The following is a 24,008-nucleotide window of genomic DNA, read 5'->3' on the forward strand; positions in this document are numbered from 1 at the left end:
AGGGCGTCAGGACCACACGACTTCACCGTCCGCTTCGCGTGCTCTCGTCAGTTCCACGCTCGGCGTCCACCGCATCCCACACCTCGTTCGTGACGACCGCGAAGCGCCCCTCGATCGGGTGAGACGGGCGAACCATACACTAAGTTGCCATTCCGATAAACCGAATTATTTCTTCGAGTGTCACTTGACAGGTTTTTGCTGAGTTGCCCGTCGGGTCGTTTTGTCGCGGCAACGTTACGACCTACCGGTTCGGTGGCCGACCCGGCACGACGAAGACCAGCTTCCGAAGCCGCGAATTGGTCGCTATATCCGAGTGCCCAGATGCGAGGCAGAGCGATGAAATCACGCGTTCAGACGTTTACGCCGCCGAACACGCCCACTCCGATCGGGCCGTATCATCACGTTGCCAAGGTTGGAGACCAGATCTGGATCGGAGGAACCGCCGGAGTCGATCCTGCAACCGGCGCCTTGGCGGGACCGGACGTCGGTGCTCAGACGCGGCAGATCCTGAAATCGTTCGCCGTGATGCTCGGGGCGGCGGGTTCCGACCTGGACCATGTGACTCACGTCAACATCTTCCTTCGTGAGATGTCCGACTTTGACGCGATGAATTCGGCCTATGTCGAGATGATGGGAGATCACCGGCCCGCGCGCACAGTGATCGCGGTTCGCGAGCTGCCCAAGCCCGGCGTCTTGCTCACGATGAATCTCACCGCGGTGACCAGGCTGCCGTGATCTGACCGAGCGTACGACCTCGGCAACTCAGTGATTGGCGGGATTGCCGTGCGCCACATATTCCCGCCAGCCCTTGGCCCGCAGGCTGCACGCCGGACATTCGCCGCAGCCATAGCCCCAATCGTGCTGCGTGCCGCGTTCGCCGAGATAGCAGGTGTGCGAGTGCTCGCGGATCAGGTCGACCAGCCCTGCCCCGCCGAGTTCGTGCGCGAGCCGCCAGGTGGCGGCCTTGTCGAGCCACATCAGCGGCGTGTGCAGCTCGAAATCCCTGGCCATGCCGAGATTGAGCGCGGACTGCAGCGCCTTGATGGTCTCGTCGCGGCAATCCGGATAGCCGGAATAGTCGGTCTCGCACATGCCGCCAATGATGTGGCGGATGCCGCGCCGGTAGGCCAGCGCCGCAGCGAAGGTGAGGAACACGAGGTTGCGGCCGGGCACGAAGGTGTTCGGCAGCCCGTCCGCGCCCATCTCGATCGCGACGTCGCGGGTCAGCGCGGTGTCGGAAATCTCCGACAGCGTCGGGATATCAAGCGTATGGCTGTCGCCGAGCTTTGCCGCCCAGTCCGGCCGCATCTGCCTGACCCCGGCCAGCAGGCGGTCGCGGCAGTCGAGCTCGATCGCATGGCGCTGGCCGTAGGAGAAGCCGAGCATTTCGACGCGCGCAAAGCGCGACAAGGCCCAGGCCAGACAGGTGGTGGAATCCTGGCCGCCGGAAAACAGCACCAGCGCGGTGTCGGAATTGTTCTGATTGGTCATGGAACGCGATTTAGCACCTGATGATGCCGCGGCCAATCCGTGGACAGCGCCGTGTTTCCGGCGTGTTTTGCTGGGATCGGCAGAGCCGATTTGGCATAAAGCCATACCCCCTCAGAGTGCGGTGCCCGATGACCCCTTCCCGCGACATTTCCCGGCTGATCGAGATCATGGCTGCGCTACGCACGCCGGTGACGGGGTGCCCCTGGGACCTCGAGCAGGATTTCGAAACGATCGCGCCCTACACGATCGAGGAGGCCTACGAGGTCGCGGATGCGATCACCCGCGGCGATTTCGACGATTTGCGCGATGAGCTCGGCGACCTGCTGCTTCAGGTGGTCTATCACGCGCGGATGGCGGAAGAGCAGAACGCCTTCGCGTTCGGCGACGTGGTCGAGGCAATCACCAGGAAGATGATCCGCCGCCATCCGCATGTCTTTGCCGACAAGGACGGCAACATCCAGCCGGCCGGCGTCAAGAGCGCCTGGGAGCGCATCAAGTCCGAGGAGAAGGCCGAGCGCGCGGCGCGGCGGCCGCCGGAGGAGACTGCGCACACGTCGCTGCTCGCCAGTGTCAAGGCCGGCCTCCCTGCCCTGACGCGGGCGATGGAATTGCAGCGCAAGGCATCCACCGTCGGCTTCGACTGGAACGACCCGCGCGCCGTGCTCGCCAAGATCCGCGAGGAAGCCGACGAGATCGAGGCCGCACTCGACGGCAAGGACAAGGAGGAGCTCGCAGCGGAGACCGGCGATCTGATGTTCGCCGTCGTCAACCTCGCCCGCCACGTCGACGCCGATCCGGAAACGGCGCTGCGGGCGACCAACGCCAAGTTCGAGCGGCGGTTTGCCTATATCGAGAAGGCGCTGGCGGCGAAGGGACGCTCACTCGATGGCGCGACGCTGGAAGAGATGGATGCGCTGTGGAATGAGGCGAAACGCGCGACGTAGATTTTCTCCCCTCGCGCGCCTCGAAACTCCGCCTAGAGATCAGCTCCGGCTCGTCGGGCTTGCGCGCGCATGACACCGAATGGATCATTCCGGGCGGCCAGCTTGCGGTAGACCCTGAGGTCGTCGGGTGTCATTCCCTCGCCGCGCTTCATGTTCGAACTTCCTTCGGCACCGATTGGAATTGAGGTGCCGGCGCCGGCATAAATGTATCTGTCGCCAAATGCCTTCTTCAGGGCGGCAAAGGTCGGCTCGCCGGTGCAGTGTCCGGGGGCGATGCTTTGGACCTTGAAACGGTCCTGCAGCGCGGTCGTCACCTTCGTGATCACCTCGTCGGGTGCGGCGACCAGATGGAATCCGCCGGCGATCAACCGAATCCTGGGATTGATTGCTGCCGCGGCCTCGACGATCCGCTCGATTCCAGGGTGCGAGCAGCCGACGACGAGCACGATGCCATCGGCAGTATTCACCGCCATGGACAGCTCCTTGAGCTCCTTCGTTCCCGGCAGATCGGAAATCAGAGCAATGAGCGTAATGCCAGGTGCGATTTCGGTCGTTTGGTCTATCAACTCGAAGTTGGCGTCCGCCCAGGCAGCGCCGAATTTCATGATCTCAGGCGGCTTGCCGTCGTAGTATCGCATCTCCGGCGGCAACGACTCGTCCTTGCGGTAGAAGCTCGACGGCACTGACGAGCCGTAGATGCCAAATGCTTCCTTGGGCGCATAAATCTTGACCTTCGGATTGACGCTCAGGACATGGCTCAGGCCCGCCATGTGATCGGAGTGCCGGTGCGACAACACCACGAAATCAAGGCTGGTGAGGTCCACACCCTTCGCCTTTACATTGGCAGCGAAAATCTTCGCGTTGTCGCCGGTATCGAACAGGATGCGCTTTCCGCCAATTTCCACGAGGGCGGAGAAGCCCCAATCCTTTGTCATCGTGGCGTCCTTACCGAACGCATCGTACAGGATGGTGATCCGAGCCACAGGCTCGGCCGCATGCGTTGCAGTGCCGATCAATGCAGCAAGACCTGCGAGAACGACTGCGAAAAGGAAACTTGATTTGAGATTCATGGAAGTTCCCCCTGTTCAAACGCAACGATTGAGGAATTCCTGACAGGCAACCAGTCGGTACCGAGCTGGACTGAGATCTGCCGAGTTCAGAGACCAGCCTTCCAATGAATTATGCTCTCGACTTTGCAATATCTCGCAGATGGCCGAGCTTATGGAAATCCTCCCGCTGTACGCCGGGAGCCGCAAGCCAAATATTTTCGGCGTTGACCGTGAACCTTTTGCTTGGTTCGCGAGACCACGCGCCCTTCACGAACAATTCGGACGTCGGCATGTTTTGGAGGCGTTTTAGGCTCCATCGCCGGCCGTTTCGCTGCTGCACCTCGTGGCGGCGGACACGCCCTACAACAGCGTCCCGCGCAGGATGACCGCCGCCACGCCAAAATAGATCACGAGGCCGGTGACGTCGACCAGTGTCGCGACGAACGGCGCTGATGCGCTGGCGGGGTCAAAACCGATGCGCTTGAGGATGAACGGCAGCATCGATCCGCACAGCGACCCGAAGGTGACGATGCCGACCAGCGCCGTGCCCACGGTCGCGGCCACCAGGACCCAATGCGGGCCGTAGTCGAAGATGCCGAGCGTCTGCCACAGCGTGATCCGCACGATGCCGATCACACCGAGAATGGCGCCGAGCGTGAGCCCGGTCGGCAGCTCGCGCAGCGCGACCCGCCACCAGTCCCGCAAACGCAGCTCGTGCAGCGCTAGCGAGCGGATCAACAGCGAGGTCGCCTGCGATCCGGAATTGCCGCCCGAGCTCATGATCAGCGGGATGAACAGCGTCAGCACGATGGCTTTCTCGAGCTCGGTCTGGAAGGTCTGCATCGCGCTGGCGGTAAGCATTTCCGACAGGAACAGTGCGCACAGCCAGCCGCCGCGCTTCTTGATCATCTCGAGGAAGCTGATCCGCAAATATGGCTCGTCGAGCGCTTCCATGCCGCCGAACTTCTGGGCGTCCTCGGTCGATTCCTCGACAATGGCGTCAATGACGTCGTCGACCGTGACGATGCCGAGGATATGGCCGGGACCATCGACCACTGCGACCGCCAACAGATCGTAACGTGAGATCAGCCGGGCCGCCTCCATGCGGTCGGCCTCCGGCGAGATCATCAGCGGCTTGCGCGCCGGCGCCGCGGTCAGGACGCTGGCGTGCGGATCGCCCGAGATCAGGCGGCGCAGCGGCACGGCCTGGATCAGGGTCTTCTTGACCGGATCGGTCACGAAGATCGAGTAGACGGTTTCGCGGGTGCGCTCGACCATCCGGATGTGATGCAGGACCTCGGCGATGGTCCAGCTCGAAGGCACGCTGACGAATTCGGTCGTCATGATGCTGCCGGCGCTGCGCTCGGGATAGGCCAGCAGGCCAGAGATGACGTTGCGGGTGTCCGGATTGAGTCCGTTCAGCAGTGTGATGCGCAGCGGCTCCACCAGCTCCTTGAAGATGTCGGCAGCGCGGTCGTCCGAGACGCCTGACAGCAGCGCTACCGCGGTGTCCTGTGGCAGCTCGGCCAGGATCTCGCAGGTGCTGTCGAGCCCGGGCAGGTCGAGCACCTCGATTGCCTTCTCGGGCGGCAGCGATTGCAGCAGCTTCGCGGCATCCGCCGGCTCTCGGGCATTGAGGGCATCGACGATCTCGGGCGCCCGCACATGGGCAAGATCACCGTTCTGGCCGGCGAGCGTCTCTTTGGTGATGGTTTCGCTGGTGTCCTGCATCGATCGGCCTCGGCTTTGCGTCCTGCAGCGCAATGAACCAAGGCGGCGCGGATTTCAAACAGAAAGTGCGACGGCGCGTCGCAGGCGCGCCGGAGTGAGGCCGCGTCACGGTGCCGTCATATTTCAGATGATGGCGGGGGCCCGGATTGGCGGCTTACGCCTCGTGGGGGATCGCGGCGAACCGGCTCACCACAATGTCGCGCTTGGTCTCGTCGACCCGCACCGTCATGTCAAAGCGCTCGCCATTGAGCTCCTTGTTCAGGACCTCGGCATTGCGGTGCAGCCAGCTGATGCCGGCGCCGTCGGAGGCGTCGATCGAAAGCTGCAGCGTCGCGCGCTTGGCCGCGAGGCGGTCCTCGATGGCCGTCAGCAGCGCATCGATGCCCTCGCCCGTCACGGCGGAGACGAGGAAGCACGGCCGTTCCGGCGGACGGCGCGCGGCGATGTTGCGCAAATTGTCCCGCTCCTCGGGATCGAAGCGGTCGATCTTGTTCCAGACCTCGATGATGCGCTGGCCGCCATCGGCGTCGGGATCGATCCCAAGCTGACGCAGCACGCCCTCGACGTCGCGCTCCTGCGCTTCGGCGTCCTCGTGCGAGATGTCGCGGACATGCAGGATGATGTCGGCCTCCAGCACCTCCTCCAGCGTGGCGCGGAACGCGGCCACGAGCTGTGTCGGCAGATTGGAGATGAAGCCGACCGTGTCCGACAGCATCGCCTTGCCGCCGTGCGGCAGGTTGAGCGCGCGCAGCGTCGGGTCGAGCGTCGCAAACAGCATGTCGGCGGCCTGCACGTCAGCCCGCGTCAGGCGGTTGAACAGCGTCGACTTGCCGGCATTGGTGTAGCCGACCAGCGCCACCACGCGGTACGGCACGCGCTGGCGGCCGGCGCGATGCAGCCGCCGCGTCGCCTGCACCTTCTTCAGCTCGTTCTCCAGCCGCGTGATGCGGTCGCCGATCAGGCGACGGTCGGCCTCGATCTGGGTTTCGCCGGGACCGCCCATGAAGCCGAAGCCGCCGCGCTGGCGCTCGAGATGGGTCCAGGAGCGCACCAGACGGCTACGCTGGTAGTTGAGATGGGCGAGCTCGACCTGCAGCGCGCCTTCCTTGGTCTTGGCGCGGCGGCCAAAGATTTCCAGGATCAGGCCGGTGCGGTCGAGCACCTTGGTGCTCCAGGCCTTCTCGAGGTTGCGCTGCTGGATCGGCGACAGCGCGCAATCCATCACCACGAGCTCGACCTTGTCGCTGGCGACGAGGCCGTTGATCTCCTCGACCTTGCCCTTGCCGAGATAGGTCGCGGGCCGGATCTGGCTGATCGGCGCGACGACGGATTCCACCACGGTGAGGTCGATCGCGCCGGCGAGGCCGGCGGCTTCCTCGATCCGCGCTTCGTAGTCGCGGACAGAGAAATCCGTTTGCGCATCGCCGTCGCCACGGCGCATGCGCAGGTACGGGCCGATGACGATCACCCGCCCGGTGCTAACGTCCCCCGCCGACCGCGGACGGTCGGCGCCCCCTTCACGATTGAAGGGTTCCAATCAGTTCACTCTCAAGCCGGTGCGTCCTCGCCACCCTCGAACAGCTGAATCGGAGCGCCGGGCATGATGGTCGAGATCGCATGCTTGTAGACCAGCTGCGAGTGACCGTCGCGCCGCAGCAGCAAACAGAAATTGTCGAACCAGGTGACAATGCCCTGCAGCTTTACTCCGTTGACCAGAAAGATCGTCAGTGGCGTTTTTGTCTTACGAACGTGATTAAGGAAGGTGTCTTGTAGATTTTGTGCGCGGTCTGCCGCCATTGTTTTTGTCCCGCAAGCTTGTGCTTCTTTTTATTGAACCGGTTGCTGCTCTCTGACGGAGCCTCCTCCGGCTGCCCACCTGCCCTGAGATCCCCCTCCGGCAGGCATAGCAGGTAGGATTAGAGGCTACGCGCGGTTTTTAGGCAAGCCAGTTCGCGCAGCAGTCGGTAGGAACACGGTGGCAATTCTAAGAAAGTGCAGGGAAAGAGACGAATATTCTCGTGGGGAGTGGATAAATCCCCGGTTGCAGCGGCCCCGTTCTCGCCTCGCCCATCATCCCGCCTCGACCCCGAGGGCCGGGCACCGCTCCGGCGGGTGACCGCCGGGGTTTTGCTTCAAGCTGCCGGCCAATTGCCGGCCGGGCGCGCCGGGGTCAGCCGACCCCGAGCGCCTTCAGCTTGCGATGCAGCGCCGAGCGCTCCATGCCAACGAACTCCGCGGTGCGCGAAATGTTGCCGGAGAAGCGGCTGATCTGGGCGATCAGATAGTCGCGCTCGAACACCTCGCGGGCCTCGCGCAGCGGCAGGCCCATGATGTGCTCGCCATTGTTGGAGGTCGGCATCGCCGGCACCATCGAGCCGACGTCCTGCGGCAGCATGTCGGCGGTGATGATCGCCTCCGGCCCGCCGCCGGCCAGGATCATCACGCGCTCGACGTTGTTGCGGAGCTGGCGGACGTTGCCCGGCCAGACATGCGACTGCAGCACCGCCATCGCGTCCTGCCCGATCTGCCGCTTCGGCAGGCCTGTCGCGGCGGAGATCTGGTCCATGAAATAGTCGATCAGCTCGGGGATGTCCTCGCGGCGTTCCGACAGCGGCGGCACGCGGATCGGCACCACCGAGAGGCGATGGTAGAGATCCTCGCGGAAACGGCCCGCGGCGATCTCCTCCTCCAGATTGCGCGCGGTCGAGGAGATGATGCGAACGTCGACATGTACCTTGCTGGTGCCGCCCTGCCGCTGGAAGGTCTGATCGACCAGCACGCGCAGGATCTTGTTCTGGGTCTCGCGCGGCATGTCCGCGATCTCGTCGATGAACAGCGTGCCGCCATGCGCTTCCTCGAGCGCGCCGGCCTTGCGCTGCTGCTCGCCGTTCGATCCCTCGAAGCCGAATAGCTCGATCTCCATCCGCTCCGGCGTGATCGCGGCCGCATTGATCACCACGAACGGCCCCTCGGCCCGGCCGGAGGCATGGTGCAGCGTGCGCGCGGCGAGCTCCTTGCCGGCGCCGGAGGGACCGACGATCAGGATACGGCTGTTGGCCTTGGCGGCGCGGTCGATGGTCTGGCGAAGCTGGTTCATGCAGGCGGAGCGGCCGGTCAGGACGCTGGCCGCCGGAGCCAGCTGCTTGAGCTCCTTGACCTCGCGCTTGAGCCGCGAGGTCTCGAGCGCCCGGGTCGCGACCAGGATCAGCCGGTCCGACTTGAACGGCTTCTCGATGAAGTCATAGGCGCCGCGCTTGATCGCGGCGACGGCGGTTTCGATGTTGCCGTGGCCGGAGATCATCACGACCGGCAGGTCGGCATTGTCCTTCTTGATCTGCTCGAGCAGCTGCAGGCCGTCGAGCTTGGAGCCCTGCAGCCAGATGTCGAGGAAGACCAGGTTCGGGCGGCGGTTGGCGATCTCGGCAAGCGCCGAATCGCTGTCGCGCGCGGTGCGCGTGGAAAACCCCTCATCGTCCAGAATACCCGCAACGAGGTCGCGAATGTCTGCTTCGTCGTCGACAATCAGAATGTCACTGGCCATGGGTTACACCTGTCTTGTCAGTCGCCCGTCGCGGCTTTGATTTTTGGCTGTTGCGCATTTGGTTCTTGGATTGGCTGTTCGATCGGCTTTTCGATTTTTGCTTCATTGTTGGTCGCCTCTGCCGGGCCGCTGGTCGGCTCTTGCGGCGGATTTTTTTCACTGGGGTCGGTCGATTCCGGTTTGACGTCCGGACTTTGTTCCCTGTTCTCGGGCTTCGTCTCGGGCTTGGCCGCCTGGCCCGTGACGGCAAAGCGCAGCCGCATCCAGGCGCCGCGCTGGCCCTCGCGGAAGTCTGAGGCGTCCTTGAGCTCGATCCGCCCGCCATGGTCCTCCAGGACGCGGCCGACGATCGCAAGCCCGAGGCCGGTGCCCTTCGCCCGGGTCGTGACATAGGGCTCGAGCAGGCGCGCACGGGCGACCTTGGGCAGGCCGATGCCGTTGTCGATGACGTCGATCAGGATGTCGTCGTTCTCCTGCTGCGCCACGACGTCGATCCGGCCCTTGCCGAGCTCCTCTCGTGGCACCTGCTCGATCGCCTCGGTGGCGTTCTTGATGATGTTGGTCAGCGCCTGCGAGATCAGGCGGCGATCGAACTGCGCGGGCAGCGGTGATTGCTTGATGTCGGCCTCGATGTCGAGATCGGGATGGGCGACCTTCATCAGGAACACGGCCTGGCGCACCACGTCGGCGACGTCCTCGCCTTCCATCACCGGCTTCGGCATCCGCGCAAAGCGCGAGAATTCGTCGACCATGCGCCTGATGTCGTCGACCTGGCGCACGATCGTGTCGGTGCACTGCTCGAAGATCGACTTGTCCTTCGGCTCGGTGATGGTCTTGCCGAACTTGCGCCGGATGCGCTCGGCGGAGAGCTGGATCGGGGTCAGCGGGTTCTTGATCTCGTGGGCGATGCGGCGGGCGACGTCGCCCCAGGCCGAGGTGCGCTGCGCCGACACCAGCTCGGTGATGTCGTCGAGCGTGATGACGTAGCTGTCGCGCGACTGGCTGGTCTGCTCGGCGGATATCCGCACCGACAGATTGCGCTCATGGCCGTCGCGATTGATCGTGACCTGCCCCTGCACCAGCCGCTGGGTGCCCTCGCGCGCGGTCTTCATCATCTCGTCGAGCTCGGCCAGCACGTCCGACAGCGGATGATCGAGTGTCTCGGACTCGGCGTGCCCGATCAGCTTCTCGGCCGAGCGGTTGAGGATGCCGACGCTGCCGGAGGCGTCGACGCCGATGATGCCGGCGCTGGCCGAGGACAGCACGGCCTCGATGAAGCGGCGGCGGCTGTCGATGGTTTCGCTGGCATTGACCAGTTCGTCGCGCTGGGTGCGCAGCTCCTGCGTCATGTTGTTGAAGGTCTGGCCGAGCTTGGCGAGATCGCCCTCGGATTTGGACACCGGCACCTGCACGTGCAGGTCGCCGGTCGAGACCTGGTTCGCCGCACTCATGATGTTGCGGATCGGCTCAACCAGTCCGTTGGCGAAATTCAATCCGATCAGCACCGAGGCCATCAAGATGGTCAGCGCGATCACCGCGAACATCAGCGCGAAGTTAACCTGGATGCCGAGCCGGCGCGATTCGATCTCGGCGTATTCCGCGACACTTGCCTGGGTCTGCTTGAGTTGAGCAACCACGGCTGGATCGAGCAGACGGGCGACATAGAGGAAGGTGTCGTCGAGGCCCTTGAGACGGACTACGGAGGCGACGTAGCTCTCCGGGAATACCGAGATTTCGGGGTCGGTATCGCTGACCTTGCTCAGGAAATCCGGCGGCGGCAGCGCATAGTTCAGGCTCACCCCGGTCTCGGCGCTCTCCAGGATCTTGCCGTCCTTGTCCATCATCACCGCGACCGGCAGGTTGCGTGAGGCCGCGGCTGCCGTCAGGAACTCGCGAAACGACAGCCGGTCCTGATCATAGAGCGGCGTCATGCGCGCGCGAGAGATGTCGCTGGCCATCCCCAGGATGTCGCCACGAATAAGCTGGGCGTGCTCCTGCATATAGGCGCTGGCAATGGTCAGCGAGTTTTGGATCACCTGTTTCGTGGGGCCCGAAAACAGCCGATCGAGGCCGCGGTCGAGCGTCAGATTGGCGACGATGGCGACCAGGACCGCCGGCAGCACCGCGATGATCGAGAACAGGCCGACGACTTGCACATGAAGCCGCGCCGCCGCCCTGCCCCGCCGCCGGGCCTGGAGCACCTTCCAGACCTCGCGCGAAATGATCCCGATCAGCAGCAGGATCGAAGCCGCGTTGATCAGCAGGAACGAGTAGACGATCTCCTTGGTGGCATCGATCGGCGTCATGCCGGTCAGCACCACGAAGGTCAGCAGCGCCGAGAACAGTGCCGTAACCGCCGCGAACGGCGCCAGCCACCTCCGCAAGGGAAAACCCTTGGGCTCGGCCGCCGGGGACGCGTCTAACGTAGTAGCGGTGGTCTCTGCGCTGGTCATACCGGCAATTGAGCTGAAGGCCTTCGCCCGCGGGAATTGCGAACTGATGCAATCATATCACAATGTTGCCGAATTGCGACATTTCCGCGGCGCAAACCGCGGTGCGGCGCCGTGTCCTCAACACCTTTTGTGACTACTCAGTAAAGGCGGCGGGAGCAGCGCCCCGCCGCCGTCAGCCCTAGCCGCCGCTGCGGTAGACCTGGATATCGAGGTCGCGGATCTTCTTGCGCAGCGTGTTGCGGTTCAAGCCGAGCAGATCGGCGGCCCGGATCTGGTTGCCGCGGGTCGCCGCCAGCGCCGCGGTCAGCAGCGGAATCTCGATCTCCTTGAGGATGCGATGGTAGAGGCCCGGCGGCGGCACGCCGTTCGGGAAGCCGGAGAAATGCGAGGACAGATAGGCCTCAACCGCGCCGCCGAGATTGTCGACGCCGACGGTTGCCGTGCTGCCCGAGGTGACCGCCGGCGGCGCCAGCTCGCCGTCGATCACGGAGGCGGTGATGACGTCCTGTGGATAGAGCGCGGCAAGCCGGCGGGCGAGGTTTTCCAGCTCGCGGACGTTGCCCGGCCAGCGGTGCTGCTTGAGCCGCTCCAGCGCCTGGGTGTCGAGCTTCTTCGGCGGCAGGCCGTCCTTCTCGGCGAGCGAGAAGAAGTGCCGGATCAGGTCCGGCAGGTCCTCGATGCGTTCGCGCAGCGGCGGCAGCCGCAGCGGCACCACGTTGAGGCGGAAGAACAGATCTTCGCGGAACAGCCCCTGCTGGATCAGGATGCGCAAATCCTTGTTCGAGGCGGCGACGATGCGGACGTCGGTCTTGATCGGGGTGCGGCCGCCGACGGTGGTGTATTCGCCCTGCTGCAGCACGCGGAGCAGACGGGTCTGCGCCTCCATCGGCATGTCGCCGATCTCGTCGAGGAACAGCGTGCCGCCCTCGGCCTGCTCGAAGCGGCCGGAGGCGCGGGTGTTGGCGCCGGTGAACGCGCCGCGCTCGTGGCCGAACAATTCGGACTCGATGAGGTCGCGCGGGATCGCCGCCATGTTGACCGCGACGAACGGGCCGTTGCGGCGCCTTCCGTAGTCGTGCAGCGCGCGGGCGACCAGCTCCTTGCCGGTGCCGGATTCACCCGAGATCATCACGGTGAGGTCGGTCTGCATCAGCCGCGCCAGCACGCGGTAGATTTCCTGCATCGCCGGCGAACGGCCGACCAGCGGGATCGAGTCGAACTCGCCGTCATCGGCGGGGCTTGAGACCCGCTCCTTCGGTTCGGCCAGCGCGCGGCCGACGATGGTGATCAGCTCCTTCAGGTCGAACGGCTTTGGCAGATATTCGTAGGCGCCCCGCTCGGAGGCGCGGATCGCGGTCATGAAGGTGTTCTGCGCGCTCATCACGATGACCGGCAGGTTCGGCCGCATCTTCTTGATCCGCGGCAGCAGATCGAACGCATTCTCGTCGGGCATCACCACGTCGGTGATGACGAGATCACCCTCGCCCTGGCTGACCCAGCGCCACAGCGTGGCGGCGTTGCCGGTCAGGCGCACCTCATAGCCGGCGCGCGACAGCGCCTGGTTCAGGACGGTCCGGATGGCGGTGTCGTCGTCAGCGACAAGTATGCTACCTGCGGGCATTGTTGTTCCTCATCGTGCGTCCTGAGAGGCAGGCGACGGCGTACCCGGAACGTCATCGCGGTTGCTTTGGTCGTGGTGCTTGGCGGCGCTGTACATCGGCATCAGCACGCGGAAAGTGGTTTTGCGCGGCTGCGACTCGCATTCGATGATGCCGCCGTGATCGCCGACGATCTTGGCGACCAGCGCGAGGCCGAGCCCGCTGCCGGTCTGCTTGGTGGTGACGAAGGGATCGAACAGGTTCGGCAGCAAATCTTCCGGCACGCCCGAGCCGTTGTCCTTGACGCAGAATTCGAGCGGCAGCGAGACCCGCGATTTCTTGCCGGGCACCGACAGCCGCACGCCCGGCCGGAACGCCGTGGTGAGCTGGATTTCCGCATCGGTGCCGAGATCGGCGACCGCTTCGGCGGCATTCTTCACCAGATTGAGGAACACCTGGATCAGCTGGTCCTGGTTGGCCAGCACCGGCGGCAGCGACGGATCGTAATCCTCGATGAAACGGACGTTGCGGGCAAAGCCTGACTGCGCCAGCCGCTTCACATGGTCGAGCACGGAATGGATGTTGACCGGACCGCGCGCCACCGGGCGGTCGTCGCCGAACACTTCCATGCGGTCGACCAGCGTGACGATGCGGTCGGCCTCGTCGCAGATCAACCGCGTCAGCAGCCGGTCCTCTGAGGAGGCCTGCTGCTCCAGGAGCTGCGCGGCGCCGCGGATGCCCGACAGCGGGTTCTTGATCTCATGGGCGAGCATCGCCGCCAGCGCGATCACCGAGCGCGCCGCGCTGCGATGGGTGAGCTGGCGGTCCATCTTGTCGGCGATGGTGCGCTCCTGCAGCATCACCACGATATGCCCGGGTCGCTCGGTCAGCGGCGCGACATGCAGGTCGACCTGGCGATCGCCGCCGATCCGCGGCGTGCCGAGATCGACCTTGTACTCGTTGACCGGCGAGCCGTTGGTCCGCACCTGCTCGATCAGCGCGAGCAGCGGGCTGCCGAACGGCACCAGTTCCTTCAGCGACTGCCGGCGCAGGAACTGCGTCGATATCTCGAAGAAGGATTCGGCGGCGATGTTGGCGTCGACGATGCGTCCATCGGGTGCGATCAGCAGCACCGGATTGGGCAGCGCATTGAGGATGGCCTCGCCATCGGTGGGCACGGGCCGGCGAAATTCCATGGCTGACGTCATGCGGCAGCACTCCAAGCAAAATCGTCGTAGGCTTGCTCGAGCGAGCGATGCACGCTGGACGGCTCCTCCGAGGTCAGGATGGCCTGCCGCCAGGTCTTCAAGGTTGCCGCGGGCGCGCAGCTGTAAGCCGCCGCGGTCTCGAGCGCCCAGCCGAGATGCTTGCGCGCATGCCTGAGGCCGACACGCAGGCCGTAATGGCTGCAGACCTCGTCATAGAGCGCGCGGATATGCTTGAGCTGCTCCGCGAGCGACGGCGCGCCCTCAGGGATCCCGCCCTCAAGCCGGCGGCCGATCTGGCCCGGCAGCCAGGGCTGGCCTTGCGCGCCGCGGCCGATCATGACGGCGTCGGCGCCCGACTTCTCCAGCGCGCCGACGGCCTTGTCGAACGAGGTGATGTCGCCGTTGACCACGACCGGGATCGTGATGGCATCCTTGACCGCGCGCACGGCATTCCAGTTCGCCTCGCCCTTGTAGAACTGGCAGCGGGTGCGACCGTGCACGGTAATCATCTGCACGCCCGATGCCTCGGCGCGGCGCGCCAGTTCGGGCGCATTGAGCGAGCGATCGTCCCAGCCAAGCCGCATCTTCAGCGTCACCGGCACCTTGACGGCCGCGATCGTCGCGTCGATCAGCGTGACCGCGTGGTCCAGGTCGCGCATCAGGGCCGAGCCGGACTGGCCGCCGGTCACGTGACGCGCCGGGCAGCCCATGTTGATGTCGATGATGTCGGCACCGGCGCCTTCGGCAGTCCGCGCGCCCTCCGCCATCCAGTGGGTCTCGCAACCCGCAAGCTGGACCACATGCGGACCGATTCCGGCTGCCTCGCAGCGCAGCTTCGAGATCGGCTTGCCGTTCACCAGATCGTCGCTTGCCGTCATCTCCGAGACCACTAGGCCGGCGCCGAGGCGGGCGGCGAGTCGCCGAAAGGGCGCGTCGGTGATGCCGGACATGGGCGCGAGGAGAACCCGGTTGGCGACAGCAATGTCGCCTATCTTCAATGGGTTACGAGCAGTACTTTGTACACCGGTCACAGCCGTCTCGTCGTTCTGTCAGCCACGTCATTGCAGCCGACGCTGTTCATTTTGCGCACAATTCTTGTGCAGTCAAGGCTCATGCCTACGGTTTAGACAGTTCTACCACCAGCGCAAGTGCACCGCAACAAAATCTGCTTTTCCCACAGTCATCGGCAAACGCTCTGGTTTTGCGCAGCGGTCATGCTAAGGGCTGTCCGCGGCCATCCCGCCGCCCTCTCCACATCCCCGATTCGTCTGTCATTGGTTCAAAATGCCGAAGTCTGAGCGTACCGCAGCCATCCTTGTCGCAGCCGGCCGTGGACTGCGCGCCGGCGCCGGCGGGCCGAAGCAATACCGGACGATCGGCGGCCAGACGGTGATCTACCGCGCCATGGAGGCGTTCTCCGGACATCCGGACGTGCTCGCGGTGCAGCCGGTGGTCAATCCTGACGACGCCGCGCTGTTTCGCGAAGCGGTGATCGGCCTGCGCCATCAGCCGCCGACGCCGGGCGGTGCGACCCGTCAGGCCTCCGTCCATGCCGGGCTCGAGGCGCTCGCAAGCGAGAAGCCCGACATCGTGCTGATCCACGATGCCGCGCGCCCCTTCGTCACCGCAGCCGTCATCTCGCGCGCGATCGCTGCAGCCGGCCGGACCGGCGCCGCGATCCCGGTGATTCCCGTCACCGACACGATCAAGCTCACCGGCGATACCGGCGATGTTGAGGCGACGCCGGAGCGCGCGCGCCTGCGCATCGCGCAGACGCCGCAGGCATTTCGCTTCGACGTCATCCTGGAGGCGCATCGTCGCGCTGCGCGCGAAGGTCGCAGCGATTTCACCGACGATGCGGCGCTTGCCGAATGGGCGGGATTGACGGTTGCGACGTTTGAAGGTGATCCTGCCAACATGAAACTCACCACACCCGAAGACTTCGTGCGCGAGGAAGCGCGGCTCGCCAGCCAGCTCGGCGACATCAGAACCGGCACCGGCTACGACGTGCACGCCTTTGGCGACGGCGACCATGTGATGATCTGCGGCGTGCGCGTGCCGCACACCAGAGGATTCCTGGCCCATTCCGACGGCGACGTCGGACTGCACGCGCTGGTCGACGCGATCCTCGGCGCACTGGCCGACGGCGACATCGGCTCGCATTTCCCGCCGAGCGACGCCAAGTGGAAGGGCGCCTCCTCCGACCAGTTCTTGAAATATGTGGTCGAGCGCGTCACGGCGCGCGGCGGGCGGATCGCCAATCTCGAGGTGACGCTGATCTGCGAGCGGCCGAAGATCGGCCCGCTGCGCGACACCATGCGGGCGAAGATCGCGGAGATTTCCGGCGTCCATATCTCGCGCGTGGCGGTCAAGGCGACCACCAGTGAACGGCTCGGCTTCACCGGCCGCGAGGAAGGCATCGCGGCGACCGCGAGCGCCACGATCCGCCTGCCCTGGAACGAAAACGGCTGGAGTGCCTGACATGGGCGGCAGCGACGCTCGTGCCCTCTCCCGCTCGCTGCTCGACCTGTGCCGGATGCGCAAGCTGACCATCGCGACCGCCGAATCCTGCACTGGCGGCCTGGTCGCGGGCGCCCTCACCGACATTCCCGGCTCTTCCGACGTCATCGATCGCGGCTTCGTCACCTATTCGAACGAGGCCAAGCGGGTCATGCTCGGCGTCAAGGCGGCAACGCTCGAGACATTCGGCGCGGTCAGCAAGGAAACCGCGACCGCGATGGCGATCGGCGCGCTGGAAAAGGCCGGCGTCGACCTCGCGGTCTCGATCACCGGCATTGCCGGTCCCGGCGGCGCGACACCGGGCAAGCCTGTGGGCCTGGTGCATTTCGCCGTCGCCGCGCGCGACGGCCGCATCCTTCATCGTGAGCAGCGGTTCGGCGCAATCGGCCGCAGCACCGTCCGCCAGCGCTCGGTCGTCGAAGCGCTGCGCATGCTGATGGAGCTGGCACGGCCGCCGCAGGCCGCCAAGCCGCGCCGCGAGACCGCGAGCCGGCTGCGGCCGAGAGTGGCCCGTTCGCCGCGCAGCCACGCCGCGAAACGCCGCCGGCCGCCGCGCGGATAAGCCCTACGAGAGTCGAGTCCCGCGAACGGCCGCTTCACACTACCTTGTGTCAACTGCGGCCCAGTGACGCCATCTCAGGTGGAACTATGACGTCGCCTCGCCCTTTTCTGTTGTTCCAACTCTGCTGTTTCAATTGTTCTTCGAGCAGCAAAATCCCACAACAAGGAGAAAATGATGAAGTTGGGAACTTTGGTCGTGGCCGCAATCACCACTGGCGTCATGACGTTGTCGACTGTCGCCCCCTCGTTCGCCGCTCCGCTCGCGCCTGCGCGGTTGCAGGACCAGCCCACCTCCGTCGAGCATGTGCAGTACCGTCACTGGCATGGCGGCGGCCCGCGTTACGGTTATCGCGGTGGATACCGCGGCGGATACCGGCATGGTGGCGGCGGAAACGGCGCAGCGATCATCGGCGGGCTTGCCGCCGGCGCGATCATCGGTGGCGCAATCGCCGCGAGCCAGGCCAAGGCCAACAACGACGCCTATTGCTCCCAGCGTTTCCGCTCCTACGACCCCGCTTCGGGCACCTACATCGCATCCGGCGGCGTGCGTCGCTCCTGCCCGTAAGGACGGCGCGCACCATACGCATCATCCGTCATGCCCGGCCTTGTGCCGGGCATTTGCGTTCCGGGGAAGCCACAATTTGAGCCGCGGACGAAACGGGTTCGCTATGTCGACAGCTGAGGCTTGCCGTAAACCTGGTCCGCGCGCTTCTCGAACGCAGCGGAAAATCGTCCAAACGCGGCGTCGAACATCGTGCCCATCAGCATCGCCAGCATCCGGCTCTTGAACTCGTAATTCAGGAAGAAGCCGACATCGCATTCGGTCTCCGACTTCGGCTCGAAGCTCCAGCGATTCTCCAGATTGCTGAACGGGCCGCGCAGATACTCGACCAGGATCTTCAGATTGGGCCGGTCGAGCGTCACCCTGCTGGTGAAGGTTTCCCGCACCAGCTTGAAGGAGACCGTCATGTCGGCCACCACGATTTCGGTGCCGTCGTCCTTGGGCGTGCGCTGGCGGATCTTGAGCGACTGGCACAACGGCACGAATTCCGGATAGCGCTCGACGTCGGCGACCAGATCGAACATTTGAGGTGCGGTGTGGCGGACCCGCCGCTTGCTTGAGAATCGAGGCATCAGTGGATACTCGCACGGTTTTGCTTGCGTGCGAGGTCGCCGAGGTAGGCGTCGGCTTGCGCCCGGCGCGTAAAGCAGACGAAGGATTGATCGGGACGCAAGCCTTCGAAGAATTCGATCAGGACGGGCCGCTGCTGCCGGCGGTAGGTCCAGACATAGCGGAAGAATTCGAGATCGATCTTTTCGGGACAGCCTTCCGCCATCTCGGGCCTGACCTTGCCATAGCTCTTCGCGATCCGCATCAGGATGCCGACCATGCAGGTCGACCGTGGCAGGTCGAACCAGATCACCGTATCGGCGAGTTGCCGACGCAACTCGCCTGCGCTCTTGGTGTAGTTGCCGTCCATGATCCAGCGCGGCTGCTGGGTCACCTCGGTCATGCGACGCCCGAATTCCTCCCGGTTGGACGCCACCCAGCCGGGTTTCCAGAACAGCGCGTCGATCGACACAGTCGGAATGCCCGTCATCTCGGACAGCCGCCGCGCAAAGGTCGACTTGCCGGATCCCGACGATCCCATCACCAGAACGCGTTGCATTGGTTCAGTCCGCAGCTCAATCAAGCAATAGAGCGCGGTGATGCCGGTTCACCGCACGTGTTCACCGCACCTGGCATCTAGCGGCCGCGGGCCGTGCGCGCCGCCTGCAATTTCGCAAAATCCTCGCCGGCATGATGCGACGAGCGCGTCAGCGGGCTCGCCGACACCATCAGGAAACCCTTGGTATAGGCGACGCGTTCATAGCCCGCGAATTCGTCCGGCGTCACGTAGCGCATCACGGCGTGATGCTTGCGCGTCGGCTGCAGGTACTGGCCGATGGTCAGGAAATCGACCTCGGCCGAGCGCAGATCGTCCATCACCTGCAGCACCTCGTGCCGCTCCTCGCCGAGCCCGACCATGATGCCCGACTTGGTGAAGATGGTCGGGTCCATCTCCTTGACCCGCTGCAGCAGCCGGATGGAGTGGAAATAGCGGGCGCCGGGACGGACCGTCAGGTAACGCGACGGCACGGTTTCCAGATTGTGGTTGAAGACGTCGGGCTTGGCTGCGACGACGCGCTCGAGCGCGCCGTCTTTGCGCAGGAAATCCGGCGTCAGGATCTCGATCGTGGTCGTCGGGCAGCGCGCGCGGATGGCGCGGATCGTCTCTGCAAAATGCGCGGCGCCGCCGTCGGCGAGATCGTCGCGATCGACCGAGGTGATCACGACATGGGCCAGGCCGAGCTTGGCGGTCGCCTCGGCGACGTATTCCGGTTCATGGGCCTCGAGCGCGCCGGGCATGCCGGTTTTGACGTTGCAGAACGCGCAGGCGCGCGTGCAGGTATCGCCCATGATCATGAAGGTGGCGTGCTTCTTGTCCCAGCACTCACCGATATTGGGGCAGCCGGCCTCCTCGCACACCGTGACGAGGCCGTTCTCCTTCACGATCTTGCGGGTGTCGGCATAGCCGCGCGTGTTCGGCGCGCGGACCCGGATCCAGTCCGGCTTCGGCGGCGACACGGCATCCGGCCGGTTCACCTTTTCGGGGTGCCGCGGGCGGACGGGCGTGGTGGAGATGGTGTCGACGATGGTGACCATAGGTGCCTGCAAGTCGCGAGAGCATGATCCGGAAAAGTGGCGACCGGTTTTCCGACCAGATCATGCTCCCAACCAGAGGGCTTAGCTAATCGGTGTTGGCGCGGCTCGCAACCCGCGCGCGGACCCTAGCAGACCAGCCGATATATTGGCAGTCTTGGCGGCCCGTTCCATGCCGATTCCCACCTCAAAATGGCTCAAAAACCGCGATCGACAAAACCCCGATCGACCCCTGCGACCGCGCCGCGCCTCGGCAAGGCGCTGAAGCGCTCCTTCTTCGATCGCAGCGTCCACGAAGTCGCGCCCGACCTGATCGGCACGACCTTCCTGGTCGACGGCGTCGGCGGCATCATCACCGAGGTCGAGGCCTACCATCACACCGAACCGGCAGCCCATTCGTTCAACGGGCCGACCCCGCGCAACCAGGTGATGTTCGGCCCGCCGGGCTTCTCCTACGTCTACCGCTCCTACGGCATCCATTGGTGCGTCAACTTCGTCTGCGAGCAACCAGGCTCGGCCAGCGCCGTGCTGATCCGCGCGCTCGAGCCGACCCACGGACTGGCCACGATGCGACGGCGGCGCGGAGCGGAGGACGAACGCGCATTGTGTTCGGGACCCGGCAAGCTCTGCGAGGCGCTCGGCATCACCATCGCGCACAGTGAATTGCCGCTGGACCGTCCGCCGATCGCGCTCCACGCGCGCCTAGAGGCACCCGACATCGTCGCAGGCGTGCGGATCGGCATCACAAAAGCCGTAGACCTGCCCTGGCGTTATGGGCTGAAGGGATCAAAATTCCTCAGCAAGCGGTTCTGAGAGTTACACCGCGTGATGGCAGACGGCCTCGATCCGGTTGCCGTCGGGATCGCGCAGGAAGGCTGCATAGTATGAGGTGTGATAGTCGCGCAGGCCGGGCGCGCCGTCGTCGGTGCCGCCGGCGGCGATGCCGGCATCCCAGAACGCATCGACCTGGGTGCGCCATTTCGCCTTGAAGCACCAGTGGCGGCCCAACGCATCCTCCGGTCTCGCGCCCTTGCGGATCGAGAGATAGACGCGGTCCGGATAGGCCGGCCGCGCCCGCTCGCCGTAGCCGAGCCAGTCGTCGCGGCGCCCGACCTTGACCACGTCGAGCACCTTCATGATGGCGTCGTAGAAGCGTTCGGCCGCGGCGATATCGGAAACCGTGATGGAGACGTGGTCGAGCATCGCCGCTTCCGTCCGCTATGTCGCCTTCTTCAGCCGCTCGATCGCCTCGAGGATCTTGGCGCGGCGCTCCAGGGCGCCCTCGCGCTTCTCCTTCTCTTCCTCGACCAACTCTTCCGGCGCGTTGGCGACGAACTTCTCGTTGGCAAGCTTGGCGTCGACCCGCTTGATGTCGGCGTCGGCCTTGCCGAGCTCCTTCTCCAGCCGGGTGCGTTCGGCCGCGAGATCGATCACGCCCTTCAGCGGCAGCGCGACGACCTCACCGCGCACGAGAAGCTGCACCGCGCCTTCCGGCGCCGCGTCGGCGAAGGAAATGTCCGACAACCGCGCCAGGCGCTTGATGGTGTCGTTCCAGCGCTGCGCGCGATCCCGCGTCTCCTCGGAGGCGCCCGCGATCACCAGCGGCGTCAGGGTCGACGGCGGGATGTTCATTTCCGCCTTCACCGAACGCATCGCGGTGACGAGATCGACCACCCAGCCGATCTCGGCTTCGGCTCCGGGATCGCTGAACTCGTCCGCATCGAGTGCGGCAATCACTGGCGGAATGATCGGATCGACAACCGGACCGGCGGTTGCGATCGCCACCAGCTGCTCGCCGGTCACGCCCGATTTGCGCGGCCAGGACGCCAGCACCAGCAGGCCGTCGCGCTTGGCCGTCACGGCCCACAGCTCTTCGGTGATGAAGGGCATGAACGGATGCAGCAGCTTGAGGATCTCGTCGCGCGTCCAAGCGATCATGGCGCGGGTCTCGGCCTTGGCCGCGCCCTCCTCGCCCATCAGCACCGGCTTTGCGAGCTCGAGATACCAGTCGCAGAACACGTTCCAGACGAAGCGGTAGATCGCGCCGGCGGCATCGTTGAAGCGATGATCTTCGATCGTCTCGGTCACCTCGCGGGTGACGCGCGAGGTTTCATGCGCGATCCAGCGGTTCAGCGTTTCCTTGACGCCCTTCGGATCGAAACCGTCCAGCTTCACGCATTCGTTCATCTCGGCGAAGCGGCAGGCGTTCCAGAACTTGGTCGCGAAGTTGCGGTTGGTCTCGACCAGATGCGGCGACAGGCGGATGTCGTGGCCCTGCGCCGCCTCGCGGGTCAGCGCGAAGCGCAGCGCGTCGGCGCCGAATTCGTCGATCACGCCGAGCGGATCGATGACGTTGCCCTTCGACTTCGACATCTTGGCGCCCTTCTCGTCGCGGACGAGACGGTGGATGTAGACGGTCGAGAACGGCGCCTGCTTCATGAAGTGGAGGCCCATCATCATCATGCGGGCGACCCAGAAGAAGATGATGTCGAAGCCGGTGACTAGCGTGTTGGTCGGGTAGTAGCGCGCGACCTCCGGCGTGTCGTCGGGCCAGCCCAGCGTCGAGAACGGCCACAGCGCCGACGAAAACCAGGTGTCGAGCACGTCCTCGTCACGCGTGATGAAGCCCTCGCGCTTGGCGGGGTCAGTGGCCATGTCGTGGCCCTGCTCCGGCGTGATGACCTCCTGCTCGACGTAATAGCCGAGCGCGTTGCCGACCGCCTCTTCCTCGGTCTCGGCGACGAACACCTTGCCGTCGGGCCCGTACCAGGCGGGAATCTGATGGCCCCACCAGAGCTGGCGCGAGATGCACCAGGGCTGGATGTTCTCCATCCACTCGAAATAGGTCTTTTCCCAGTTCTTCGGCACGAAAGTGGTTTCGCCCGAACGCACCGCCGCCATCGCCGGCTGCGCCAGCGTGTGGGCGTCGACGTACCACTGGTCGGTCAGATAGGGCTCGATCACGACGCCGGAGCGGTCGCCATGCGGCACCATGTGGATGTTGGGCTCGATCCGCTCGAGGAAGCCGAACTCCTCCAACCGCGTCACGATCTTCTTGCGCGCGGCGAAGCGCTCGATGCCGTGAAACTCCGCGGCGAACTCGGCGGCGCCTTCCGGCAGGCCGCGCAGATAGTCCTCGTTGTCGACCAGGCTGAGACCGCCTTCCTGGTCGAGCACGCTGATCTGCGGCAGGCCGTGGCGCTTGCCGATCTCGAAGTCGTTGAAATCGTGCGCCGGCGTCACCTTGACCGCGCCGGAGCCCTTCTCCGGATCGGAATAGTCGTCGGCGACGATCGGAATTTTGCGCCCGACCAGCGGCAGGATCACGTGCTGGCCGACCAGATCGGTGTAGCGCTCGTCGTCCGGATGCACCGCGACCGCCGTGTCGCCCAGCATCGTCTCGGGACGCGTCGTCGCGACCACGATGAAGGATTTCGGATCGTCCGGGCTGAAGCTGCGGCCCTCGATCGGATAGCGCAGGTACCAGAGATGGCCCCTGACCTCGACCTGCTGCACTTCCAGATCGGAGATCGCGGTGAGCAGCTTCGGGTCCCAGTTGACCAGACGCTTGTCCTTGTAGATCAGCCCTTCGCGGTGCAGCTCGACGAACACCTTGACGACGGCGCGCGACAGGCCCTCGTCCATGGTGAAGCGTTCGCGCGACCAGTCGCAGGACGCGCCGAGGCGCTTGAGCTGGTTGACGATGGTGCCGCCGCTCTCGGCCTTCCACTGCCAGACCCGCTCGAGGAATTTGGCGCGGCCCATGTCGCGGCGGCCCGGCTCCTGCCGTTCCATCAGCTGGCGCTCGACCACCATCTGGGTGGCGATGCCGGCGTGGTCGGTGCCGGGCTGCCACAGCACGTCACGGCCGCGCATCCGCTCGAAGCGGCACAGGATGTCCTGCAGCGTGTTGTTGAGCGCGTGCCCCATGTGCAGCGAGCCGGTCACGTTCGGCGGCGGGATCACGATGGTGAAGGGCGCGGCGTCCTTGCGCTCAGGCCGGCCGGCCTTGAACGCACCGCTGTCCTCCCAGATCTGGGCCATGCGGTGCTCGATATCGGCGGGCTGGTAGTTTTTCTCGATCATGACAATGCGCTGTGGACCATGGGAAAGGTTAGAAAGCCGCCGGAGCGCACCAAGTCAACCGGACCGGCACGTCAAAACTGCGTTGAGAGCGTTTTCGAGCGAAGTGGATAGCACTTCGCGTG

General features: G+C 65.0%; 21 protein-coding genes. 6 read left to right on the forward strand and 15 right to left on the reverse strand.

The features are described 5' to 3' along the window. Positions 1 to 336: 336 nt before the first annotated feature. Positions 337 to 735: a RidA family protein gene (locus tag K359_RS0139350; RefSeq protein ID WP_029084136.1), complete on the forward strand. Its 399-nt coding sequence runs from the start codon at positions 337 to 339 to the stop codon at positions 733 to 735. A gap of 27 nt (positions 736 to 762) precedes the next feature. Here the strand turns inward: K359_RS0139350 and queC are convergent, their stop codons facing one another. Beyond that, complete coding sequence (gene queC / locus K359_RS0139355) at positions 763 to 1,491, reverse strand: 7-cyano-7-deazaguanine synthase QueC (protein ID WP_029084137.1); 729 nt, start codon at positions 1,489 to 1,491, stop codon at positions 763 to 765. 128 nt (positions 1,492 to 1,619) lie between these two features. Here queC and mazG point away from each other — a divergent pair, with 128 nt between their 5' ends. After that, the gene (mazG, locus tag K359_RS0139360; protein WP_029084138.1) at positions 1,620 to 2,435 is read left to right on the forward strand and encodes a nucleoside triphosphate pyrophosphohydrolase; all 816 of its coding nucleotides are present in this window, start codon (positions 1,620 to 1,622) and stop codon (positions 2,433 to 2,435) included. A gap of 32 nt (positions 2,436 to 2,467) precedes the next feature. On the opposite strand, the gene K359_RS0139365 is transcribed toward mazG, so the two are convergent. The 9 genes from K359_RS0139365 to dusB all read right to left on the reverse strand — a co-directional run bounded on the left by K359_RS0139365 (position 2,468) and on the right by dusB (position 15,013). After that, positions 2,468 to 3,505: an MBL fold metallo-hydrolase gene (locus K359_RS0139365; RefSeq protein WP_029084139.1), complete on the reverse strand. Its 1,038-nt coding sequence runs from the start codon at positions 3,503 to 3,505 to the stop codon at positions 2,468 to 2,470. Between the two features lie 339 nt (positions 3,506 to 3,844). Further along, the gene (gene mgtE / locus K359_RS0139370) at positions 3,845 to 5,215 is read right to left on the reverse strand and encodes a magnesium transporter (RefSeq protein ID WP_029084140.1); all 1,371 of its coding nucleotides are present in this window, start codon (positions 5,213 to 5,215) and stop codon (positions 3,845 to 3,847) included. Between the two features lie 154 nt (positions 5,216 to 5,369). Beyond that, positions 5,370 to 6,752, reverse strand: a complete 1,383-nt coding sequence (hflX, locus tag K359_RS0139375; RefSeq protein WP_029084141.1) for a GTPase HflX — start codon at positions 6,750 to 6,752, stop codon at positions 5,370 to 5,372. 11 nt (positions 6,753 to 6,763) lie between these two features. After that, entirely contained in the window at positions 6,764 to 7,012 is a 249-nt protein-coding gene (hfq, locus tag K359_RS0139380; protein WP_006020546.1) for an RNA chaperone Hfq, read from the reverse strand. Between the two features lie 373 nt (positions 7,013 to 7,385). Further along, a complete protein-coding gene (locus K359_RS0139385; RefSeq protein WP_029084142.1) occupies positions 7,386 to 8,756 on the reverse strand; it encodes a sigma-54 dependent transcriptional regulator in 1,371 nt (456 codons plus the stop codon). Positions 8,757 to 8,773: 17 nt separating this feature from the next. Next, a complete protein-coding gene (locus tag K359_RS0139390; protein WP_029084143.1) occupies positions 8,774 to 11,209 on the reverse strand; it encodes a PAS domain-containing sensor histidine kinase in 2,436 nt (811 codons plus the stop codon). A gap of 178 nt (positions 11,210 to 11,387) precedes the next feature. Further along, positions 11,388 to 12,830 (reverse strand): nitrogen regulation protein NR(I), encoded by a 1,443-nt coding sequence (ntrC, locus tag K359_RS0139395; RefSeq protein WP_029084144.1) that lies wholly within the window; start codon positions 12,828 to 12,830, stop codon positions 11,388 to 11,390. A 9-nt stretch (positions 12,831 to 12,839) separates the two neighbouring features. Continuing rightward, complete coding sequence (locus K359_RS0139400; protein WP_029084145.1) at positions 12,840 to 14,015, reverse strand: nitrogen regulation protein NR(II); 1,176 nt, start codon at positions 14,013 to 14,015, stop codon at positions 12,840 to 12,842. Then, positions 14,012 to 15,013 (reverse strand): tRNA dihydrouridine synthase DusB, encoded by a 1,002-nt coding sequence (dusB, locus tag K359_RS0139405; protein WP_029084146.1) that lies wholly within the window; start codon positions 15,011 to 15,013, stop codon positions 14,012 to 14,014. The genes K359_RS0139400 and dusB overlap by 4 nt, the downstream gene beginning before the upstream one ends. A 286-nt stretch (positions 15,014 to 15,299) precedes the next feature. On the opposite strand from dusB, the gene K359_RS0139410 reads away from it, so the two are divergent. From K359_RS0139410 to K359_RS0139420, 3 genes are all read left to right on the forward strand, one after another. Beyond that, entirely contained in the window at positions 15,300 to 16,496 is a 1,197-nt protein-coding gene (locus K359_RS0139410; RefSeq protein WP_029084147.1) for a bifunctional 2-C-methyl-D-erythritol 4-phosphate cytidylyltransferase/2-C-methyl-D-erythritol 2,4-cyclodiphosphate synthase, read from the forward strand. A gap of 1 nt (position 16,497) precedes the next feature. After that, the gene (locus K359_RS0139415; protein ID WP_029084148.1) at positions 16,498 to 17,097 is read left to right on the forward strand and encodes a CinA family protein; all 600 of its coding nucleotides are present in this window, start codon (positions 16,498 to 16,500) and stop codon (positions 17,095 to 17,097) included. 171 nt (positions 17,098 to 17,268) lie between these two features. Further along, positions 17,269 to 17,661 carry a BA14K family protein gene (locus K359_RS0139420; RefSeq protein WP_029084149.1) on the forward strand — a complete coding sequence of 131 codons (393 nt, stop codon included), beginning with the start codon at positions 17,269 to 17,271 and terminating at the stop codon, positions 17,659 to 17,661. 101 nt (positions 17,662 to 17,762) lie between these two features. Here K359_RS0139420 and K359_RS0139425 read toward each other — a convergent pair whose 3' ends face one another. The 3 genes from K359_RS0139425 to lipA all read right to left on the reverse strand — a co-directional run bounded on the left by K359_RS0139425 (position 17,763) and on the right by lipA (position 19,803). Beyond that, positions 17,763 to 18,230, reverse strand: a complete 468-nt coding sequence (locus tag K359_RS0139425; protein WP_029084150.1) for a type II toxin-antitoxin system RatA family toxin — start codon at positions 18,228 to 18,230, stop codon at positions 17,763 to 17,765. Then, complete coding sequence (locus K359_RS0139430) at positions 18,230 to 18,766, reverse strand: AAA family ATPase (protein ID WP_029084151.1); 537 nt, start codon at positions 18,764 to 18,766, stop codon at positions 18,230 to 18,232. Before K359_RS0139430 ends, K359_RS0139425 begins: the two co-directional genes overlap by 1 nt. A gap of 77 nt (positions 18,767 to 18,843) precedes the next feature. Further along, on the reverse strand, positions 18,844 to 19,803 hold the full coding sequence (gene lipA / locus K359_RS0139435; RefSeq protein ID WP_029084152.1) for a lipoyl synthase: 960 nt from the start codon (positions 19,801 to 19,803) through the stop codon (positions 18,844 to 18,846). A gap of 189 nt (positions 19,804 to 19,992) precedes the next feature. Between lipA and K359_RS0139440 the strand changes: the two genes are divergently transcribed. Further along, positions 19,993 to 20,613 (forward strand): DNA-3-methyladenine glycosylase, encoded by a 621-nt coding sequence (locus tag K359_RS0139440; protein ID WP_029084153.1) that lies wholly within the window; start codon positions 19,993 to 19,995, stop codon positions 20,611 to 20,613. 3 nt (positions 20,614 to 20,616) lie between these two features. Here K359_RS0139440 and K359_RS0139445 read toward each other — a convergent pair whose 3' ends face one another. After that, positions 20,617 to 21,003 carry a VOC family protein gene (locus tag K359_RS0139445; RefSeq protein ID WP_029084154.1) on the reverse strand — a complete coding sequence of 129 codons (387 nt, stop codon included), beginning with the start codon at positions 21,001 to 21,003 and terminating at the stop codon, positions 20,617 to 20,619. Between the two features lie 15 nt (positions 21,004 to 21,018). Beyond that, positions 21,019 to 23,886 (reverse strand): valine--tRNA ligase, encoded by a 2,868-nt coding sequence (locus tag K359_RS0139450; RefSeq protein ID WP_029084155.1) that lies wholly within the window; start codon positions 23,884 to 23,886, stop codon positions 21,019 to 21,021. Positions 23,887 to 24,008: the final 122 nt, after the last annotated feature.

It is taken from the genome of Bradyrhizobium sp. th-b2 (assembly GCF_000426785.1).
Classification (GTDB): Bacteria; Pseudomonadota; Alphaproteobacteria; order Rhizobiales; family Xanthobacteraceae; genus Bradyrhizobium; species Bradyrhizobium septentrionale.

Excerpts from the sequence above, each read along its gene's own strand:
- K359_RS0139350 (WP_029084136.1), top strand. The coding sequence starts at position 337 with ATGAAATCACGCGTTCAGACGTTTACGCCGCCGAACACGCCCACTCCG.
- queC (WP_029084137.1), bottom strand. The coding sequence starts at position 1,491 with ATGACCAATCAGAACAATTCCGACACCGCGCTGGTGCTGTTTTCCGGC.
- mazG (WP_029084138.1), top strand. The coding sequence starts at position 1,620 with ATGACCCCTTCCCGCGACATTTCCCGGCTGATCGAGATCATGGCTGCG.
- K359_RS0139365 (WP_029084139.1), bottom strand. The coding sequence starts at position 3,505 with ATGAATCTCAAATCAAGTTTCCTTTTCGCAGTCGTTCTCGCAGGTCTT.
- mgtE (WP_029084140.1), bottom strand. The coding sequence starts at position 5,215 with ATGCAGGACACCAGCGAAACCATCACCAAAGAGACGCTCGCCGGCCAG.
- hfq (WP_006020546.1), bottom strand. The coding sequence starts at position 7,012 with ATGGCGGCAGACCGCGCACAAAATCTACAAGACACCTTCCTTAATCAC.
- K359_RS0139385 (WP_029084142.1), bottom strand. The coding sequence starts at position 8,756 with ATGGCCAGTGACATTCTGATTGTCGACGACGAAGCAGACATTCGCGAC.
- K359_RS0139390 (WP_029084143.1), bottom strand. The coding sequence starts at position 11,209 with ATGACCAGCGCAGAGACCACCGCTACTACGTTAGACGCGTCCCCGGCG.
- ntrC (WP_029084144.1), bottom strand. The coding sequence starts at position 12,830 with ATGCCCGCAGGTAGCATACTTGTCGCTGACGACGACACCGCCATCCGG.
- K359_RS0139400 (WP_029084145.1), bottom strand. The coding sequence starts at position 14,015 with ATGACGTCAGCCATGGAATTTCGCCGGCCCGTGCCCACCGATGGCGAG.
- K359_RS0139410 (WP_029084147.1), top strand. The coding sequence starts at position 15,300 with ATGCCGAAGTCTGAGCGTACCGCAGCCATCCTTGTCGCAGCCGGCCGT.
- K359_RS0139415 (WP_029084148.1), top strand. The coding sequence starts at position 16,498 with ATGGGCGGCAGCGACGCTCGTGCCCTCTCCCGCTCGCTGCTCGACCTG.
- K359_RS0139420 (WP_029084149.1), top strand. The coding sequence starts at position 17,269 with ATGATGAAGTTGGGAACTTTGGTCGTGGCCGCAATCACCACTGGCGTC.
- K359_RS0139425 (WP_029084150.1), bottom strand. The coding sequence starts at position 18,230 with ATGCCTCGATTCTCAAGCAAGCGGCGGGTCCGCCACACCGCACCTCAA.
- K359_RS0139430 (WP_029084151.1), bottom strand. The coding sequence starts at position 18,766 with ATGCAACGCGTTCTGGTGATGGGATCGTCGGGATCCGGCAAGTCGACC.
- lipA (WP_029084152.1), bottom strand. The coding sequence starts at position 19,803 with ATGGTCACCATCGTCGACACCATCTCCACCACGCCCGTCCGCCCGCGG.
- K359_RS0139440 (WP_029084153.1), top strand. The coding sequence starts at position 19,993 with ATGGCTCAAAAACCGCGATCGACAAAACCCCGATCGACCCCTGCGACC.
- K359_RS0139445 (WP_029084154.1), bottom strand. The coding sequence starts at position 21,003 with ATGCTCGACCACGTCTCCATCACGGTTTCCGATATCGCCGCGGCCGAA.
- K359_RS0139450 (WP_029084155.1), bottom strand. The coding sequence starts at position 23,886 with ATGATCGAGAAAAACTACCAGCCCGCCGATATCGAGCACCGCATGGCC.